This is a genomic window from Staphylococcus simulans (genome assembly GCF_025561465.1).
Lineage (GTDB): Bacteria > Bacillota > Bacilli > Staphylococcales > Staphylococcaceae > Staphylococcus > Staphylococcus simulans.
The window spans coordinates 652,508-670,355 of record NZ_CP095100.1 but is presented as its reverse complement, the minus strand read 5'-3'; the positions used below and the strand labels follow the sequence as shown (position 1 = coordinate 670,355).

Annotated in this window: 16 protein-coding genes and 1 pseudogene; 5 read left to right on the top strand and 12 right to left on the bottom strand. The window is 35.7% G+C overall.

The genetic code is table 11. The features are described 5' to 3' along the window. Positions 1–93: 93 nt before the first annotated feature. The 8 genes from MUA87_RS02690 to MUA87_RS02655 form a co-directional block, all read right to left on the bottom strand. Positions 94–609: a YceI family protein gene (locus tag MUA87_RS02690; RefSeq protein ID WP_002479741.1), complete on the bottom strand. Its 516-nt coding sequence runs from the start codon at positions 607–609 to the stop codon at positions 94–96. A gap of 170 nt (positions 610–779) precedes the next feature. Then, entirely contained in the window at positions 780–1,682 is a 903-nt protein-coding gene (locus MUA87_RS02685) for a CobW family GTP-binding protein (protein ID WP_060803603.1), read from the bottom strand. Between the two features lie 27 nt (positions 1,683–1,709). Continuing rightward, positions 1,710–3,041: a nucleoside recognition domain-containing protein gene (locus MUA87_RS02680; protein WP_262551270.1), complete on the bottom strand. Its 1,332-nt coding sequence runs from the start codon at positions 3,039–3,041 to the stop codon at positions 1,710–1,712. Next, positions 3,035–4,153 (bottom strand): NAD(P)/FAD-dependent oxidoreductase, encoded by a 1,119-nt coding sequence (locus MUA87_RS02675; protein WP_262551269.1) that lies wholly within the window; start codon positions 4,151–4,153, stop codon positions 3,035–3,037. The genes MUA87_RS02680 and MUA87_RS02675 overlap by 7 nt, the downstream gene beginning before the upstream one ends. Before the next feature lie 184 nt (positions 4,154–4,337). Continuing rightward, positions 4,338–4,937 (bottom strand): DsbA family protein, encoded by a 600-nt coding sequence (locus MUA87_RS02670; protein ID WP_262551396.1) that lies wholly within the window; start codon positions 4,935–4,937, stop codon positions 4,338–4,340. Between the two features lie 194 nt (positions 4,938–5,131). After that, a complete protein-coding gene (locus MUA87_RS02665) occupies positions 5,132–5,863 on the bottom strand; it encodes an amino acid ABC transporter ATP-binding protein (RefSeq protein ID WP_002479746.1) in 732 nt (243 codons plus the stop codon). Continuing rightward, the gene (locus tag MUA87_RS02660; RefSeq protein ID WP_023015074.1) at positions 5,860–6,594 is read right to left on the bottom strand and encodes an amino acid ABC transporter permease; all 735 of its coding nucleotides are present in this window, start codon (positions 6,592–6,594) and stop codon (positions 5,860–5,862) included. Before MUA87_RS02660 ends, MUA87_RS02665 begins: the two co-directional genes overlap by 4 nt. Beyond that, positions 6,578–7,360 carry an amino acid ABC transporter substrate-binding protein gene (locus MUA87_RS02655; protein WP_002479748.1) on the bottom strand — a complete coding sequence of 261 codons (783 nt, stop codon included), beginning with the start codon at positions 7,358–7,360 and terminating at the stop codon, positions 6,578–6,580. Before MUA87_RS02655 ends, MUA87_RS02660 begins: the two co-directional genes overlap by 17 nt. Before the next feature lie 217 nt (positions 7,361–7,577). Between MUA87_RS02655 and MUA87_RS02650 the strand changes: the two genes are divergently transcribed. Further along, complete coding sequence (locus MUA87_RS02650) at positions 7,578–7,685, top strand: putative metal homeostasis protein (protein ID WP_002479749.1); 108 nt, start codon at positions 7,578–7,580, stop codon at positions 7,683–7,685. A gap of 317 nt (positions 7,686–8,002) precedes the next feature. On the opposite strand, the gene MUA87_RS02645 is transcribed toward MUA87_RS02650, so the two are convergent. From MUA87_RS02645 to MUA87_RS02635, 3 genes are all read right to left on the bottom strand, one after another. Further along, positions 8,003–8,689, bottom strand: a complete 687-nt coding sequence (locus MUA87_RS02645) for a 2,3-diphosphoglycerate-dependent phosphoglycerate mutase (RefSeq protein ID WP_002479750.1) — start codon at positions 8,687–8,689, stop codon at positions 8,003–8,005. 236 nt (positions 8,690–8,925) lie between these two features. Then, a complete protein-coding gene (locus MUA87_RS02640; protein WP_262551268.1) occupies positions 8,926–9,822 on the bottom strand; it encodes a cation diffusion facilitator family transporter in 897 nt (298 codons plus the stop codon). A 207-nt stretch (positions 9,823–10,029) separates the two neighbouring features. Further along, a complete protein-coding gene (locus tag MUA87_RS02635) occupies positions 10,030–10,410 on the bottom strand; it encodes a GtrA family protein (protein ID WP_002479753.1) in 381 nt (126 codons plus the stop codon). 174 nt (positions 10,411–10,584) lie between these two features. Here MUA87_RS02635 and MUA87_RS02630 point away from each other — a divergent pair, with 174 nt between their 5' ends. The 3 genes from MUA87_RS02630 (at position 10,585) to MUA87_RS02620 (ending at position 14,100) form a co-directional block, all read left to right on the top strand. Next, positions 10,585–11,781 carry a putative multidrug effflux MFS transporter TcaB gene (locus tag MUA87_RS02630; RefSeq protein ID WP_002479754.1) on the top strand — a complete coding sequence of 399 codons (1,197 nt, stop codon included), beginning with the start codon at positions 10,585–10,587 and terminating at the stop codon, positions 11,779–11,781. 121 nt (positions 11,782–11,902) lie between these two features. After that, a complete protein-coding gene (locus MUA87_RS02625; RefSeq protein ID WP_002479756.1) occupies positions 11,903–12,529 on the top strand; it encodes a C39 family peptidase in 627 nt (208 codons plus the stop codon). A gap of 185 nt (positions 12,530–12,714) precedes the next feature. Continuing rightward, the gene (locus MUA87_RS02620; RefSeq protein ID WP_023015075.1) at positions 12,715–14,100 is read left to right on the top strand and encodes an amino acid permease; all 1,386 of its coding nucleotides are present in this window, start codon (positions 12,715–12,717) and stop codon (positions 14,098–14,100) included. Between the two features lie 83 nt (positions 14,101–14,183). Here MUA87_RS02620 and MUA87_RS02615 read toward each other — a convergent pair. Beyond that, positions 14,184–16,014, bottom strand: a pseudogene (locus MUA87_RS02615) (APC family permease). A gap of 286 nt (positions 16,015–16,300) precedes the next feature. Between MUA87_RS02615 and MUA87_RS02610 the strand changes: the two are divergent. Then, positions 16,301–17,743 carry a serine hydrolase domain-containing protein gene (locus tag MUA87_RS02610; protein ID WP_262551267.1) on the top strand — a complete coding sequence of 481 codons (1,443 nt, stop codon included), beginning with the start codon at positions 16,301–16,303 and terminating at the stop codon, positions 17,741–17,743. The last annotated feature ends 105 nt before the right edge of the window (positions 17,744–17,848 follow it).

Here is a 17,848-nt window from a genome sequence, read left to right as displayed (position 1 = left end):
AATAACAGGCATATCATACCATTTCAAAAGCAAAAATGCGCATAAAAAAACTGGAATACAGCATTCCGCCATATTCCAGTGAGTAGGAAAAGATTAGTCTTCTACGATAAATTCTACGTCAGCTTCGAATTTAACGTCTTTACCGATTAATACGCCGCCAGTTTCTAATGTTTGGTTGAATGTCATACCGTATTTTTCACGGTCAACTTTACCTGAAACTGTGAAGCCAGCTACGTTAGTATCGTTTAATGGGTTTTTACTTACGCCTTCAAAGTCAACATCGAAAGTTTCTTCATGTGTTTCGCCTTTGATTGTTAAGTCTCCTGTTACTTTGTCTTCAGAAGCTTCTTTGATTACGAATTTGATTTCTGGGTGCTCATCCGCTGCGAAGAAATCATTTGTGCGTAAGTGGTTGTCTCTGTCTTCTTGGTTAGTGTTGATTGATTTTACATCGATTGTTGCTTCACCTTTAAGTGTGCTGAAATCGTTTAAATCACCTGATAGTTCTACGTTAAATTGATCGAATGCACCTTTCACTTTAGAAACCATTAAGTGTTTCACTTGGAAAGCTACAGATGAATGTGCTGCGTCAAAAGTAAATTTAGTCATAAAACAAACCTCCAATTTTTATTTGTATACTTAGTATACCACATATATTTAATATATCAACAGTTTTGTCTAAATATTTTCGTTCTATTTTTCGCCTACCCGATTTCTATTAAGATATCCTTAACTTTAAAATAAAAAAACACGCTATTCGATGTGAATAGCGTGACGTTTTAAAACTGTGGCACTTTGATTTTATCTAATTGATTGCCGATAACTACAAGATATTGTTCTGTCTGATTTTGTAAATCTATCGGTTCTATTTCCAATTGACCTTCAGCATATTGTACTAATTGTAATTGAGGATGTTCTGCAAGTTGTATAAAGCCTTTTGCGCGATACGTCGATTGAGGTAAAGTTTCAAACCATTTAACTAAATCTTCAAGTTTAACCGAATGTTTAAACGCAAAATAACGATGACCGATACCAGAATGTGCATGACCTAAGTCACAAGCTTGAGGTATAGTTTCTGCTTTAACTTGTACTTCATTAGAAAAGACTGTGCTCGTTTCAAATTGACCAAAACTGCCGACAGATATTTCTGCATCTTGATTAAGAATCGTTAAATCAGAAAGGATAGGGGCAATATCTTCAGGCTCACATCGATCGATTTTGTTGATAAAGAGATGTGAGCAATACGACAATTGATCATAATACAGCTTTTGCATATCGCCTGGATAACTTTCAACACGTTGATATAATGTCGCATCTACTACACCGATCACACTGCGGATAGTAGAAATAGGTGCAAGCACAGGCGTCAAGCAGGCATCTATCACTGACTGTGTATGCGCAATACCGCTACATTCCACAAAAACTACATCTGGCTGATAATCTAAATAAATCTGATGTAATTGTTTTGATACATCTGCTTTCATCGCACAACAGATACAACCTTCAATAATTTCGTCCATCGGTACTGAACCTTCAACCAGTTGACTGTCGACACTGGCTTGACCGAAATCATTCATAATCACAGCTGGTTGCAACTCTTTTTGAAGTGCAGCTTTAATTAAATGATTTAAAGTGGTCGTCTTACCACCGCCTAGAAATCCGCCAATAATAATAATATCCATGTATTTGCCTCTTTCCATTTATAGAAATTAAATTAAAACACCTGCTAATAAAGCAATGGCTAATGTTAAAACGATTGATGTGACCATTTGTTTACCAATAATCGCTCCGCCTTGTTTTAAACCTAAATGTTTCGCCATCATTGAAACAGTCACCATACATGATGAAAATGTAGAACTGAAGAAAACTAAAACCAATAAACTGGCTGGTGATAATGATTGTAAAACTGCACCATTACCAAAATTAAATAACAACATACCGTCTTTTCGTATCATTGAGAATAAGATCCCTGGTGCCATACTATCTGGAATATGAAGTAAGTAAAGTAATGGCGTGAAGATTGTAGAAATCATCGTTAAAATTGGTGTCAAAGCTAATAAGCTCACAACAATACAGATGCCAATAAAAATCGGTAACGCCTGCATCAGGAACATCTCAATCGTACCCCAAATTTGTTTCAGCAAGGGTTTTAGACTCGGCCACTTCAATTGATTGCGATACACCGGTGGTGTTACATGAAAACTATTTTGTTTACGATACCATAATTTATTATGCAGAATACCCCCTGCAAAGACGAGCAATAAATAAGGCGCAAACAACCATGAATGTTGGGCAGCGCTAAAGATAGATAGTGTCGCACCAATTTGATAACTGCACGATGAACCAAAACTGATAATACTCATACAGCTTGTTTTAGTACAAGCGCTACATTGACTATTTGCTTGTGTAATAGCTGCCGCATTACAACCAAAACCTTCTAAAACCGGAATAATATCTTGACCATCCAACCCTACTTTACGCATCGTGGGTTCAATCGACCATACCACAAACTGTTTTAATTGTGTTTGATCAATCACCGCAGTGGAAATTCCAATCATTACGACCACAGGCAATGCCCATACTAAGGAATAAATACCTAATGACAACACACCGTAATCACCGTACAGTACTTGGTTCAACCATTGAAATGATGTGTGCGCATGCGTGGTCATCATTTCTATCCAATGGGAAACATATTGATTTTGAAGCCAATCCGAAAAGTGATACGCCAAATAAATCGGTAAAGCAAACATAAGGAAGATAATCAACCAACCTAGCAAAGTATCACGAAACTTTGGATGATGTTGTCGACTTGCTTCTACATACGCTTTCAATTTCTGAATATCATATTGTGTTTGTGTATTATCTGAAACCACTGCTTGATATGGCGACGCATGAATATGTTCTTTCGTAATAAACTGGCGCAGCAAAAATTGCTGCGCAGTTGTTAAATGTTTAAAGCCGATCAACTTCAACTGATGTGTGCCATCTGGTATATCAGTGGTTTGCCCGTTTGCTAAGTTGAATTTAACTTCTAGCATGAGCAGTCCACTTCACAGCAGCTGTAGTCATCTAAATACATATTATTGTTTTTATAAACTTCAACCGCTTCCTCATTAATTTCTAATGCTTCTCTTTCTAACACTGTTGTCGCAAGCACCGCAAAACGTGCACGGAATTTATAGATATAACATAAAATCGCATCCGCATGACGTACAGTTGGGCCGATTAAGAAGACATTTGGATAGCGTGTTGATTCATCATTATCTGTTAACTCAATGTCACCATCTTGTGTACTGAATAGTTGTTGGACTAATGGATTCGTTGTCGCATCAAAACCAGTTGCTAAAATCGGTTCATTTTTTGATGTTGCTTGCTTACCATTATTAAACTGGATCACATATTTACGGTCTACATCAGAAAATGAAATTTTAGATGCAGTGTAACCCACATTCAATTCAATCATAGCGCTTTGTTGGACTGCTTTACGTAAGCGTTGATGCGTATATGGTGATAAACGAATACTTGGATCAGCATGTTCATCTTCTAAACCTGTTGAATGCGTATAGATAGAAACTTGCTTTCCTTGTTCAGCCATACAAATCGCCGCGTCAAAGGCACTTTCATTACCGCCGATAATGATATATTCATCACCCAGCATTTTCGTAAAGTCTTCTACTTCGCTATAATGCTGACCATACTTAAATGGTTTACGCGCAAATGAGAAATCTCCTGTCGCTACAAAGATATATTCACTTGTGATTAAACCTTGATTTGTTTCAATTTCATAATGTCCGTCGACAAACTCAACTTTTTCAACGGCAGTATCTTCTTGTATCGGAAGTTCATAGTGTTGGGCTACTGTTTGTAAGTAATCTGCGTACGTTTCACCTGAAACGTGTTCTTCATTAAATGTATAAGCTGGAGAAGTTTCAGTAGACACGGCATTAATGTCCGGCATACCAAAACCATTCGTTGTGAATGAAGGGGTAATTGTTCTTGTAGACTTCGGCCAATTTAAGAAAGATTGTCCGACCTTACCTTTATCAATCACAATCATATCATTATCATCTAAACCTATTTGTTGGAACGCAATTGCCATGCCGACACCTGCTGCACCTGCACCTATAATTGCTACACGGTAATGTTGCATTATTTATTACTTCCTTTCCTTATCTCTCTATCAATCTCTATATAAACTTAAATCGTAATCGTTACGTTTTATATCAAAGTATTTTATCACTTACACATACTAAAGACAAGAATAGGAAATCAGATTAAATATAAAAAAGACAGTTTGCATCGTGACGCCTCACCACACAAACTGTCTTTTGAACTTATTCTTCTAGTAATTTTTTATAGTCTTTAAATTGATAGGGGTCTTTTACAATCTGTCCATCAATATAAACTACTGGTACTGTGTCTATCTTTTTTTCTTTCGCTAAAGCTTTATCTTTTTCAGCTGCTTTATATGACTTGCTGTCTTTGGTTTTATAATCTTTTTTAATCTCTTCTTTTGTTTGTTTTGAGATATTGAGTTCATCAATCAGACCATCTAGTAATTTTTCATTAATCCATGGTTTTTTATGATCTTTTGTTTCAGGTTGTTCTGTATAGATTTTTTGTTGGAAATTTAAATATTGTTTCGGCGCATAAATTTTAACCGCATGTCCGGCACGTGAACCGATAATTGAATCCTTACCTAAGAAAGCCACATTAACCATTTGATAATCAGCTTTACCTTTATCGATATAATCTTTCTTCAGTGTCGGCATGATATGGTCTTCTACTTTCTTGCAGTAAGGACATTTATAGTCCGCGAACTCTACAATTTTAATTTTATCGTCTTTACCTGCTAAATCAGGATCTTTTTGAGAACAGCCTTGAACAATGACTGCCAAAATAACAGTACTAATAAATAATAACCATTTTTTCATTTCATTTACGCCTCGATTCATGAGTTTTACTTCTTTGATGCGAATCGACTTCTTGTCTTATATTTTTTCTACTCACTCTATTTTTATACTCACAAACCTCATCATACACCTGAAAGCATCACCTTTCTAGTTTGAAACGACTTAAATAAAAATAAAAAGCCTTCGATTATGAATTAACCGAAGACTTCCTATTATTATTGTTCTTGAATTACATTTAAGAAGCGTTGTAATGCTTCTGTTTTAGGATGTTCAAACAACTCAGATGGAGGACCTTGTTCACCAATCTGACCTTCATTGATAAAGACAGTTTTATCTGAGACTTCCTTCGCAAATCTCATTTCATGCGTGACGATAACCATCGTCATACCTTCTTGAGCAAGTTCTTTGATAACACGTAAGACTTCAACCACTAACTCTGGATCCAGTGCTGAAGTCGGTTCATCAAACAACATCACTTTAGGGTTCATCGCTAATGCTCTCGCAATTGCCACACGTTGTTGTTGACCACCAGATAAAGCAATAGGATACTGATCTTTCACATGCGTCAAACCCACTTTTTCTAGTAAGTGTTCAGCACGGGCTTTCGCTTCACTTTTAGCCATTTTCTTTACGACAATCAAGCCTTCCATGACATTTTCAACTGCTGTTTTATGGGGGAATAAATTATAGTTTTGGAATACCATGCCAGATTGTTTACGTACACGAATTTGTGATTTCTTATCCTCATTCGTATAAGTTTCACCATTTACAAAAACTTGACCTTCTGTCGGTAATTCGAGCGCATTCATCATACGTAATAAAGTTGTCTTTCCTGAACCAGAACGTCCGATTAATGTTACAACTTCACCTTCAGCGACTTCTAAGTCGACACCTTTAATCACTGTTTTATCTCCAAATGCCTTTTTGATTCCTTTTAATTCAATCATGCGCGATACCCTCTTTCTAAGTAAGCTTCATAGTATGACTGAATCACTGAGATAATAAAACATACTACCCAGTACATTAAAGCAACCAGAATATAAATTGTTAAATATTCATAAGTTGTTGATGCAACTTCTTGTGCTTTTCTGAACATTTCAGCTACTAAGATAAACCCAACTAATGATGTATCTTTCAATAAATTTAAGAAAGTATTACCTAATGACGGTACCGACACTCTGATTGCTTGAGGCAAAATAATACGTCTGATTGTTTGACTGTAATTCATACCAATTGAATATGCCGCTTCTGTCTGACCTTTCGGAATAGACATAATACCACCACGAATTATCTCAGATGCATAAGCACCTACATTTAAAGATAATCCTATAATCGCAGCCACAACTGAAGGCAGTGTCCACTGGGTATCTGGATTATTCGTAATCAATCTGCCAAGTTCCGGCAAACCATAGAATATGATAAAAAGCTGCACAATCATCGGTGTGCCTCGAATAATTGAAACATAAACACGTGCAATACTACGCAATATCTTACTTGTAGAAATACGCATTAAAGCTGTAAATAATGCGATAAGTAAACCTAATACAAACGTTACCAGCGTGATGGGAATAGAATATTTTAATAAACCGCCAAGCATCGGCAAGAATGCTTGTTGTGCTGCGTCCCATGCGTGTTGCTGCTGGTCATTTAGCACAATCGCATTAAGGTTTAGAAACATCTTGACCAAACCATTTCTTACCTATTTTAGCTAACTCACCATTTTTCTCTAATTTATCTAAAGCTTTGTTAACTTCTTTGATCGTTTTGTCATCTGTTTTCTTAGAGAACGTGAATGCTGTTTTACTTTTTTCTGCATTGCCTTCAATCACTTTAATTTTCGCATTAGGTTTTTGCTTAATATAGTCTAAGTAAGATAAATTATCGTTAAATGTACCGTCTGCACGATGAGACTGAATCAAATCTACAGATTGGTTAAAACCATCTACTTTTACTAATTCAGCACCTTTTTTCTTCGCTAACTCACCGAAGTTAGATGTGAATGTTTGTGCCATTTTCTTACCTTTGACATCATCAAAACTTTTGATGTCTGTATTATCTTTGTTCACAACCAAAACACCTTTAGAGAATGTGTATGGTTTCGAGAATTTATATTTTTGTTCTCTTTCTTTATTAATACCGACTTGGTTTGCGATCACATCAAAACGACCTGAATCTAGTCCAGCAAACATTGAGTCCCATTGTGTTTCTTTAAATTTAACTTTATAACCCATTTCTTTCGCTACTGCTTTTGTAACATCAATATCATAGCCAGTCAGCTTACCTTCTTTATCATGGAAAGTAAAAGGTGCATATGTACCTTCTGTCCCAACTACAAATGTTTTATCATCTTTATCTGATGACTTTTTATCATTTGAACCATTGCCGCATGCTGCGAGTGCCACCGCAATAACTAGTGTGAATACTGCTAACAAAATTTTCTTCATAACATTTCTCCTTTTATCCTTATCAATCTAATCGGAATACTTAATATTTTAAGCCAAGTCATAACTTCCGTCAATACAAATTACTCAGACTTAACCGATTTAAAATGTGACGATATTGAGAACGTTTCTCAATTAATTTTATAAATCGTAATCATTCCTATTTACAAACATGTATTTTTCATGCATAATAGGAAATACGATTAGGAGGCGAAAGAAAATGAAACAAGATTTAGCAACAGCAAGACGTAATTTAAGTAGCCCGAATATCAAAACGCGTAAACGTGCGTTAAAGATTATCAAGGCACATAAACGTAATAATAAATAACGTTTTCCATATACTTTGCAAATGATCCTTTAACATTAATTTTCACAGATTTTATGTCCAAGACGTTTTTCACAAACACTTATTTGTGCTCTACCCATTAAGCACACCTCTGCAGCTGGATATAAACAGTATTTCAAAAAACATTCCCTTAACTTTTTATTCCTAGACAATTAATAGTTGTAGTCTATTAAACGCGATTGGTCATTTGCAAAATTATAGCCTGAGCACCCTACTTCCAAGGTTGCTCAGGCTTTTTTACATATATGAAAAAAACAGCGGTAAAATAACCGCTGCCCTTTCATGATTCATCTATTGCTTTATAAATATCTTTTAGAAACAAAGTTCAAATTGTCATCTAATTCATAGATTAAAGGTGAACCTGTTTTAATTTCATAACCTACGATATCTTCATCAGATACCCCTTCAATATGTTTGATTAACGCACGTAATGAGTTACCGTGTGCTGAAACTAATACTGTTTTACCAGTTAAAAGTTCAGGCGCAATTTGATCATCCCAATAAGGAATAACGCGTGTTAATGTATCTTTTAAACTTTCTGAAGTCGGTACAACACGTGCATCTAAATCACTGTATTTACGATCAGCTAAATCTGCTTCACGTTGTTCTGCTGTAGCTTCTGGAGGTGCGATGTCATAAGAACGACGCCAAATATGCACTTGTTCTTCACCGAATTCTTGACGTGCAGCATCTTTGTTTAAACCTTGTAATCCACCGTAGTGTCTTTCATTTAATCTCCAAGTTTTATGAACTGGAATAAATAATTGATCAGAGCGTTCAAGTAAATAGTAAGTTGTTTTGATAGCTCTTTTTAATACGGATGTGAAGGCAACATCAATTTTGATTCCTTCTGCTTTTAAGCGATCACCTGAAGTCGTTGCTTCTTCTTTACCTTGGTCAGATAAATCAACATCTGTCCATCCAGTAAATAAATTTTCTGCGTTCCAAATACTTTGACCATGTCGGCATAATATTAATTGAGGCATATATACCCTTCCTTTCTTCTAAGAAAAGCGCTCAATTTGATATACATCACTTTTCATCTCATATTTTACCACTTTTTTATACAACATCTCATAATTTTTAGCTTAAAATGAAAAGATAGAAAATTTGTCACATTTTTACTCTATAAAAACAAAATGATGAACATATGTCGCTTGATGTTAAATCTCTTCAAATAAAAACAGCACCTAAGCAATGGCTTAAGTACTGTTTACCCTATTTATGAATGATGCACTTCATGAGATTCTTCTTCAGGATGATATGGTTCTGGATGTACGTAAACCGAAGATACACCTTTACTATGCATATGTGTTTCAACTCGGTCACAAATAGCATGCGCTTCTTGTAATGTTAAGTCTGGTTCTACCGCAATGGTCACATCCACGAATACACTGCTGCCGTGATAACGTCCTTTAATACTGTTGACCGCAATGACATCTGACACTTCTAACACATCTTGACGATAATTTTCTAAGTCACGTTCATTAAATCCATCACTTAATGTGAAGATTGCTTCTCTGAAAATAGAAAAGCCTGTATAAACGATTAACGCACCTAAAATCGTTGCGAGAATAATATCGACAATCGGTAAACCGAATTGTGTAAATATCAAGCCGATACCAGTTCCTAAACTGACAATACTGTCAGACATGTTGTCTACTGCCGAAGAATGGAGTGAGCGGCTTTTGGTTTGTTTTGCTAAACGGAAATTATAGTAAGACACACCAAGCATGACAAACCCACTGACAATACTGACAATAATCGTAATCGGTGTCGGTGTATGATAATCATTTAAAAACAAACGCGGGAAGTTTTGCATCATAACTTGAACCCCGACGAACATAATAATGAACGAAACAAGTAATGAAGCAATGTTTTCTGATTTTAAATGACCATAAGGATGATTACGATCAGCAGGTTTGATTGAAATTTTCAAACCGACAATAACCGCAATTGAAACTAAAATATCAGTCATATTGTTTAATGCATCGGCTCTGACTGCCGCAGAATGATACAACGTACCTACAACATATTTAACAATAGATAGTACAACATAGGTAACTAAACTTAAATACGCACCTTTTTGTGCGCGTCGTAAATTAAGTGTTTGCGACATGGAATGTCCCACCTTTTCTTTAATTCATGTTTAGTATGCGGCATTTCATAACCACTTTCAATTTTTTTATTTTTAATTATTTTTTTATTTCTTGTGCTAATTTTTTAGTTAGCCTAACCTAAATATTAATTAAATCTATGCCGTGAGTGGAAACATAGAAAAAACAAGATAAGTCCTTTGTTGAAAAGTGTCTTATCTTGCTTCGTATTAATCTCTTAATATGTATTTAGATAATACAAACGTGACAGGAATGGTAATGATTAACCCTGCAAATGGTGCAATCACTGATGAAATGTGGAACCATTGTACAAAAACATATAATAATACTGTCTGCATGCCCATATTTACAACTTGCGTTAAAGGGAATTGAATAAATTTGCGCCATGTCGGTTTGACTTTATATACAAAATAACAATTCAAATAGTACGAAATAATGAAACTGACTACAAAACCTGTAATATGGCTGACAAGATAATTGATACCTATCACTTTCAACAATAATAAATATACAATGTAATAATTGAAGGTATTAATACCGCCTACTATAATAAATTTGATAATTTCAAAATGTGTTTGTGTTAACTTCATCTATCGTGCACCATCACTTTTCTTCTAAAAATCGATAATTCAACGTTATTATAGCACTTCTAAATTCTGTATTTCACTTATTTTCTGTCGCACTGAAAAAAATATACACACAAGCCGCTGATTTACGTTACAATTAACCATAATAATTGATTAACAGAATAGGAGTTATCTCAAATGGTCAAAACTGAACAATCACGGCTCCCTATTATTATGATTATAGTTTTAGGAGCTATGACCGCTTTCGGTCCGATGTTGGTAGACATGTATAACCCTGCTCTTCCTCAAGTGCGGGATGATTTCGGTGTTTCTACTTCAACATCACAACTTACTTTATCCTTTGTCATGATCGGTATGGCACTAGGACAATTTGTTTTCGGTCCACTCTCTGATGTTTATGGACGTAAGAAAACAGTGTTATCGATTTTAATCGGTATTGCGGTTGTCTCTTTAGCTTGTGTCTTTGTGTCATCTATTAATGTCTTCTTAGTCTTACGTTTTATTCAAGGGTTACTTGGAGGCGGCGCAATTGTAATCGCAAGAGCAACTGTCAGTGACCAATATGAAGGTGCAAGCTTAACGCAAATGATCGCAACTTTGCTTGTGGTTAATGGTATTATTACGATTATTGCACCATTAATCGGCGGTTATACCTTAGCATTTACATCATGGAAAATGATTTTTGCGGCATTAACACTGATTTCATTAGTGATTTTCTCAATTGCATTTATTAAGATGGAAGAAACACGTGATACGGCAAATGTACGCTTAAATTTCGGCGCAATTTTTAAAGACTTCGGTCACTTATTAAGCAAAGCGCGTTTTGTCATTCCAATGTTGATGCAAGGCTTTACTTACGTGATGCTTTTCAGTTTCGCAGCCGCTTCACCTTTCATCACACAAAAAATTTACCATATGTCACCTCAAGCATTCGGTTGGATGTATGCGGTAATTGGTATTGGATTAATTGCGATGAGTCAAATTACCGCATTTGCGGTGAAGTATATTGAAAGAGAGAAATTGCTGCATATCTTAACAGGTATTCAAGTATTTGGTGTGATCCTTGTGGTCATCACAACTGGTTTCCATTTACCATTACCGTTATTATTAGCTTCTTTCTTTATTATGGTATGGCCGGTAACAGGTATTGGACCGCTTGGTTTCTCTTTAGCGATTGAAGAACGTTCTGGGGGAAGCGGTAATGCTTCAAGTTTACTTGGTTTATTCCAATTTATCATCGGCGGTATTATCGCACCATTAGTTGGTATTCAAGGTGGTACAAGCGTCGGTCCATTTATTGTGATTATCTTAATCACTAGTGTGTTAGTCATCGTCTTAAACGTTTGGTTACACAAATTAATTCAAGTTAAATAACATGAATGAGAGTGAGACAACAGTCTCGCTCTTTTTTATATTTTCTGAGACAAAGTAATATACTCAGTCATGTACAACTTTTATAATAAGAGTAATGATGAACGATGGGGAGTTATCAAAAATGAAGAAAATACTAAATGTTAAACCAAAAAGTCAGCTCTCTCCAATTCCTATGGTCATGGGCTGTGAAGGCACTGCCGCATCTATGCTGCTGGATTATAATCATATATTTGTCCACCCTATTTCTTTAATGAAGCGTTGGCCGACACATCCAAGCAATCCGAATAAAGGCTACGTCGGTCATTTCTTAATGATTAAACCGGGTGCACATCAAACGATTTTCCCAAATGCATTTGTTCCCTACTTGAAACAATACGACACACGTATTAAAGATGGTACTGGTAAATCATTAGCTGAACTTGAACGTATTATCGATGCAGGTCAACCTGTGTTGATTTATCACACAGTACTGGGCCAAAAACCGCAGCGTAGAACGTTCAGAGTCGATGACACACGTAAAGAATGGGTCTCAAACATTCATATCACCTTATTAATCGGATATGACCAAAACAACTATTTTTATATTGATCCATTATGGGCACAATTTGGTCGTAAACTCTATGTTCCGGCTTTGATCCCTTCACGTTATCAAGTGATTCAAATCCCGAAAGATAAAATGCGTCAAAGCTATGACTCAGCCGGTCGTTTATGTTTGTATCATGCGACAGAAGCCACAGAAAATTTATAGAAAATGCTTACCCAAACCAGCTAAAAAATAACAAAATTTTTGATAGTTTTAAATTATGTACTTCATAAAAGTTTTTTATATTTATACATTAACAATTGCAATGTCCTGAAATTTTTTATATCATTATTAACATCATTTAACGTCAACCCCTTTGTCATATACAAATCCGAAAGGGTGCAAAAATTTTGGGACAGAAATTACAAAAAGACCTCAGCAATAGGCATATACAGCTAATCGCGATTGGTGGGGCAATTGGTACAGGTCTCTTTTTAGGATCTGGCCAAACGATTAAATTAACAGGTCCGAGCATTTTCATCGCTTATATCATCATTGGGATGTTTTTATTTGCGTTTATGCGCGGACTGGGCGAGTTACTTTTAAGCAACACACGTTTTAATTCATTTGTAGATATTGCTAATGAATATCTAGGACCATTCGGCGGTTTTGTGATTGGATGGACCTACTGGTTTTGTTGGATTGCATCAAGCATGTCTGACTTAACAGCTATCGGTCAATATATTTCATATTGGCTGCCTGATGTTCCTAACTGGATTTCAGTGCTATTCGTGGTATTAATCTTAATTTCATTCAACTTGTTAGGCGCAAAGTTGTTTGGTGAACTAGAATTCTGGTTTGCTTTAATTAAGATTATAACTATCATCGCATTGATCGTAGTAGGACTAGTATTAATTTTCATGTCAGTAAAAACTGAACATGGTACAGCAAGCTTTTCAAACTTAGTCAGTCATGGCGGATTATTCCCTAATGGTGCTTTCGGCTTCTTAATGGCTTTCCAAATGGCAATCTATTCATTTATTGGTATAGAATTGATCGGTGTAACTGCCGGTGAAACGAAAGACCGTGCTAATACGATTCCGAAAGCCATTAATAATGTACCGATTCGTATCTTATTATTCTATGTCGGTTCATTAATCATTATCACATCTGTGGTTCCTTGGAATACTTTAAGTGAAAACTCAAGTCCATTCGTTAAAGTTTTCGGCTTGATTGGTATTCCATTCGCCGCAAGTCTTGTGAACTTTGTAGTTATTACAGCTGCAGCGTCAGCTACTAACAGTGGTATTTATTCAAACAGCCGTATTTTATTCGGTTTAGCTGAACAAGGCTTAGGTCCTAAAGCATTAGGTAAAGTCAATCACCGTGGTGTACCGCATATTTCAATGTTGATTTCATCAATTTTATTACTGTTCGCAGCATTATTGAACTATGTCTTCCCTAATGCAGTACAGTTATTTATCTATGTCACAACACTATCAACCGTACTTTACTTATTTGTTTGGACATTGATTATCATTTCATACATTATTTATGCCTTTAAAAACAAGCAGGAACATAAAACGAATGACTTTAAATTACCAGGTGGTCCATATGCCGGTATCGTTGTGTTACTCTTCTTCTTGTTTGCCTATGTACTGTTATTCTTTACAGAAGAAACAAGAAATGCACTATTTGTATCACCGATTTGGTTTATTATCGTCATTATTTTCTATCAGAAATATAAACACAACGCACATGCGAATGTCGCAAAAATGCGTGAAACAAAAGAATAAATCTCAAAAAAGCCAAGAACGTCAGTGTTCTTGGCTTTCGTTTTATAGTCGCTTCCCTCTTTATATACCATGCGCCCAACAACTTATTTCTTCAATTTCAAAGGAATCATGGCTAAGATACAATTTTTTTGATAAAACAATGTCCATCTTAATAAAATACCTGTTTGGTTATGCAGTAAGTTCTGCCATGTTTTATTCGTAATAATCTGAGGGACAATAACGGTAATCACAAAGCGATCATTTTCAGCTTTGCTTCGAATTTTATCAATAAAGCGTGCTAAGGGTTTAACTACACTGCGATATTGCGAATGTAACATGACCAAACGAATATTGGGATAACGTGCTTGCCATTTCTCTAACATCTTTTGATCTTGATGTTCATCAAACGATACATGAACCGCAATAATGTGATCAGATGTCATTTTGGCGTAGGCAATAGATTTATCTACGATAGAAGATACCGAACTGACTGGTATCAAGGCTAAATTTTTATCAACATGACGCATCGCTTTAAAGAAATTGTCTGTTCGCAACTCTTCAGCAATATTGTGATAATGCGTACGAATACGTAATAATCCCATTACAACTAAAGGCAAGAAAATTAATATCGGCCATACTTGTGAGAACTTTGTAATCAGAAAAATCATAAAGACTACGAGTGTGATAGTACCGCCGATTGCGTTAGCGATTAATTTAAAGAACCAACCTTTCGGACGTTCTTTAACCCACTTTACGACCATACCGTATTGCGCAAGTGTAAATGGAATGAAGACACCTGTCGCATATAAAGGAATTAAACTGTCAGTACGTCCTTTAAATAACATAATCAATACAATCGCAACACCGCCTAGGATAATCATAGAGTTTGAGTAACCTAAACGATCACCTCTGACTGTAAACATATGTGGCATGTATTTATCTTGTGCCATATTCGCCGCAAGCAATGGAAAGGCGGTGAACCCTGTATTCGCAGCTAAAATCAAAATACATACTGTAGATGCTTGAATAAAGTAAAAGGCAACATTTTGTCCGAATACATGTGCCGCAAGTTGTGAAAGTACTGTAGTTTGAAGTTTCGGTACAATGCCATACCAATACGATAAACCAACAATACCTACTAACATCAACGCGAGGATAGTTCCCATCGCAATCAACGTTTTGACGGCGTTTTTAGGTGCCGGATCTTTAAAATCCATCACCGCATTCGATATTGCTTCAATACCAGTTAATGACGATGCCCCTGAAGAAAAAGCACGTAGTAATAAAAATAACGTTACTCCAGGTACTGCTGTACCAATAGACGCGTGAACTTCTGGTGTCGTTTGACCGGTCACTACTTTAAATGCACCATACCCAATCAATATCAACATTCCGAAAATGAATAAGTAAACTGGAAATGACAATACTGTCGCAGAGTCTGTCACCCCTCTTAAATTCAAAATCAAAATAATGATGACAAGCAGACAAGCTATCAATACTTTATGGTGATATAAAGCAGGAAACGCAGCGATAAAAGCATCTGCTCCTGAAGAAATACTAACTGCGACCGTTAATGTATAATCTACTAACAGTGCACCGCCAGCCAACAATGATAACTTTTCTCCTAAATTATATTTCGTGACAGTATATGCGCCGCCTCCCATGAGGGTATGCATATATCACTTGTCTATAAGACAAAACTAAAGCAACTAATAAGACTAAAATACCTGCGGTTATCGGTAAGGTATACCATGTCGCCAAAACACTAAGTGCAGTCAATGTTAATAAAATCTGTTCTGGACCATAGGCAACAGATGATAACGCATCTGAAGATAAGATAGCTAAAGCTTTGACTTTACTTATTTTTTCACTCGATAACTCCCTGTTACGTTTAGGTGTTCCGATCAATATGTGTTTTATTTGTTTTATATTCATATCTAAGGACCTCTAGACTCTTCATGTTTTGAATGGCAAAAACATACTCCTATTCTTTAGAAAAGTACAGTCAATTTATTTAAATTACATAGAACTTTCACATTTTACCTACATTTTTATAAACTGTTCACAAATATTTCTCACCTCTCACATGAATCAAACCCCGTGCTATAATAATAAAAACTAAACTTACAGGAGCACACACATTGTGAAAACAAAATCCATTTACTCTTACATATTACTTTTAGTTATTACCTCTGTTTTATTTTTAAGTATAAGTTATAGCTTGGTATTTTCTTATACAAAGTATTCAGTAAATCATTTTAAACACCAGACATTAAATCAATTGGTCGATCATCGTATTGAAAAAACCATGAAGGAAGATCACATACCTGGATTAAGTGTTGCGCTCATTAAACGTAACGAAGTCGCTTTAAATAAAGGCTATGGGTATGCCGATCTCAAACAACATACCTTAGCTGATGCGCAGACACGTTATGAAATCGCATCTAATACAAAAGCTTTCACAGGCTTAGCTATTTTAGAACTTGCTAAGCAAGGCAAAGTTAAATTAGAGGCACCTGTCTCAAATTATTTACCTTGGCTTCATTTAACCTATCAAGGACATGAACAAGATATCACCTTAAAGATGTTACTCGCTCAAACCAGCGGTATTGATGATCAAATGTCACCAGATCAAGAAGGTGAAGTGCCAACAAAGAAAGATAACTTAAAGGGACGTGTAGAAAGTCTGAATCATGAGGCTTTAAGAAACAAACCAGGCGATTCTTTTAACTATGCTAATATGAATTACAATATCTTAGGCTTAGTTATACAAGAAGTGACAGACACTTCATATGAAGATTATATGCATAAGCATTTTCTTAAACCGCTTCACATGGATCATGCTTTCTTTAAAACAGATAAGCAGCAAGCCGCAAAAGCACAAGGTTATGTATTAGGAGGAAGAGATGTTAAAGCAAATGACCCTGATTATTTCCGTGGTGATACACCTGCCGCTTACTTAATCAGCAGTACAACTGATTTGATTCCTTTTGTGAAAATGAACTTACAACCATCCGCTTCAAATCAAGCACTCATTAAACAATCACACACACTGTTGACAGATGTGCCTGACAAATCACATATGAATGGCTATGGCGCTGGCTGGTTTATTGATCAGTACTCAAATCAAGTCTTACATCCTGGTACATTACCTAATTATTCATCAATGATTATTTTAGATACCAAGTATCAAAATGCGGTCATCCTTTTAGCAAATTTGAACGCGCCTGGTTTACCTGATTTAGCACAAACATTACTCTACCAAATTGAACATTATCAAAACTTCACAGCACTGCATCAAACAGCAGCGGATAATCTTGTGTTATTAACTATTACTTTATGGTGGGTTATTTTAATGTTCACTGTGTTATGTGCAGCTTGCATAAGAAACAGCTATCTTCTTAAACAACATAGACACTTAAACAAATCAAGTTGGCTAAATAAATTATCAATAAGTCTAACCGTACTTATCATCATCGGCTTGCTTTATAGTACTTGGGTTATGCCTTCATGGTTATTAAAAGATGCTAGCTGGTCTATTGCCTTTAGTGTCTTTCCACCTGTTGTATTACTGATAGGTCTCGGCAGTCTACTCACATTGATACTCAGTGTGCTTTATTTCAACAGTTGTATCTTACTTAAATCAAATCGACCTAAATTATAAAATTCAATACTTTTGAACATAAAAAAGAGCAGTTCTCATTGTTTAGTTTCCCTCATAAACTAAACAACAAGTACTGCTCCTTCTTTTCATTTCTATTCTGCTGTC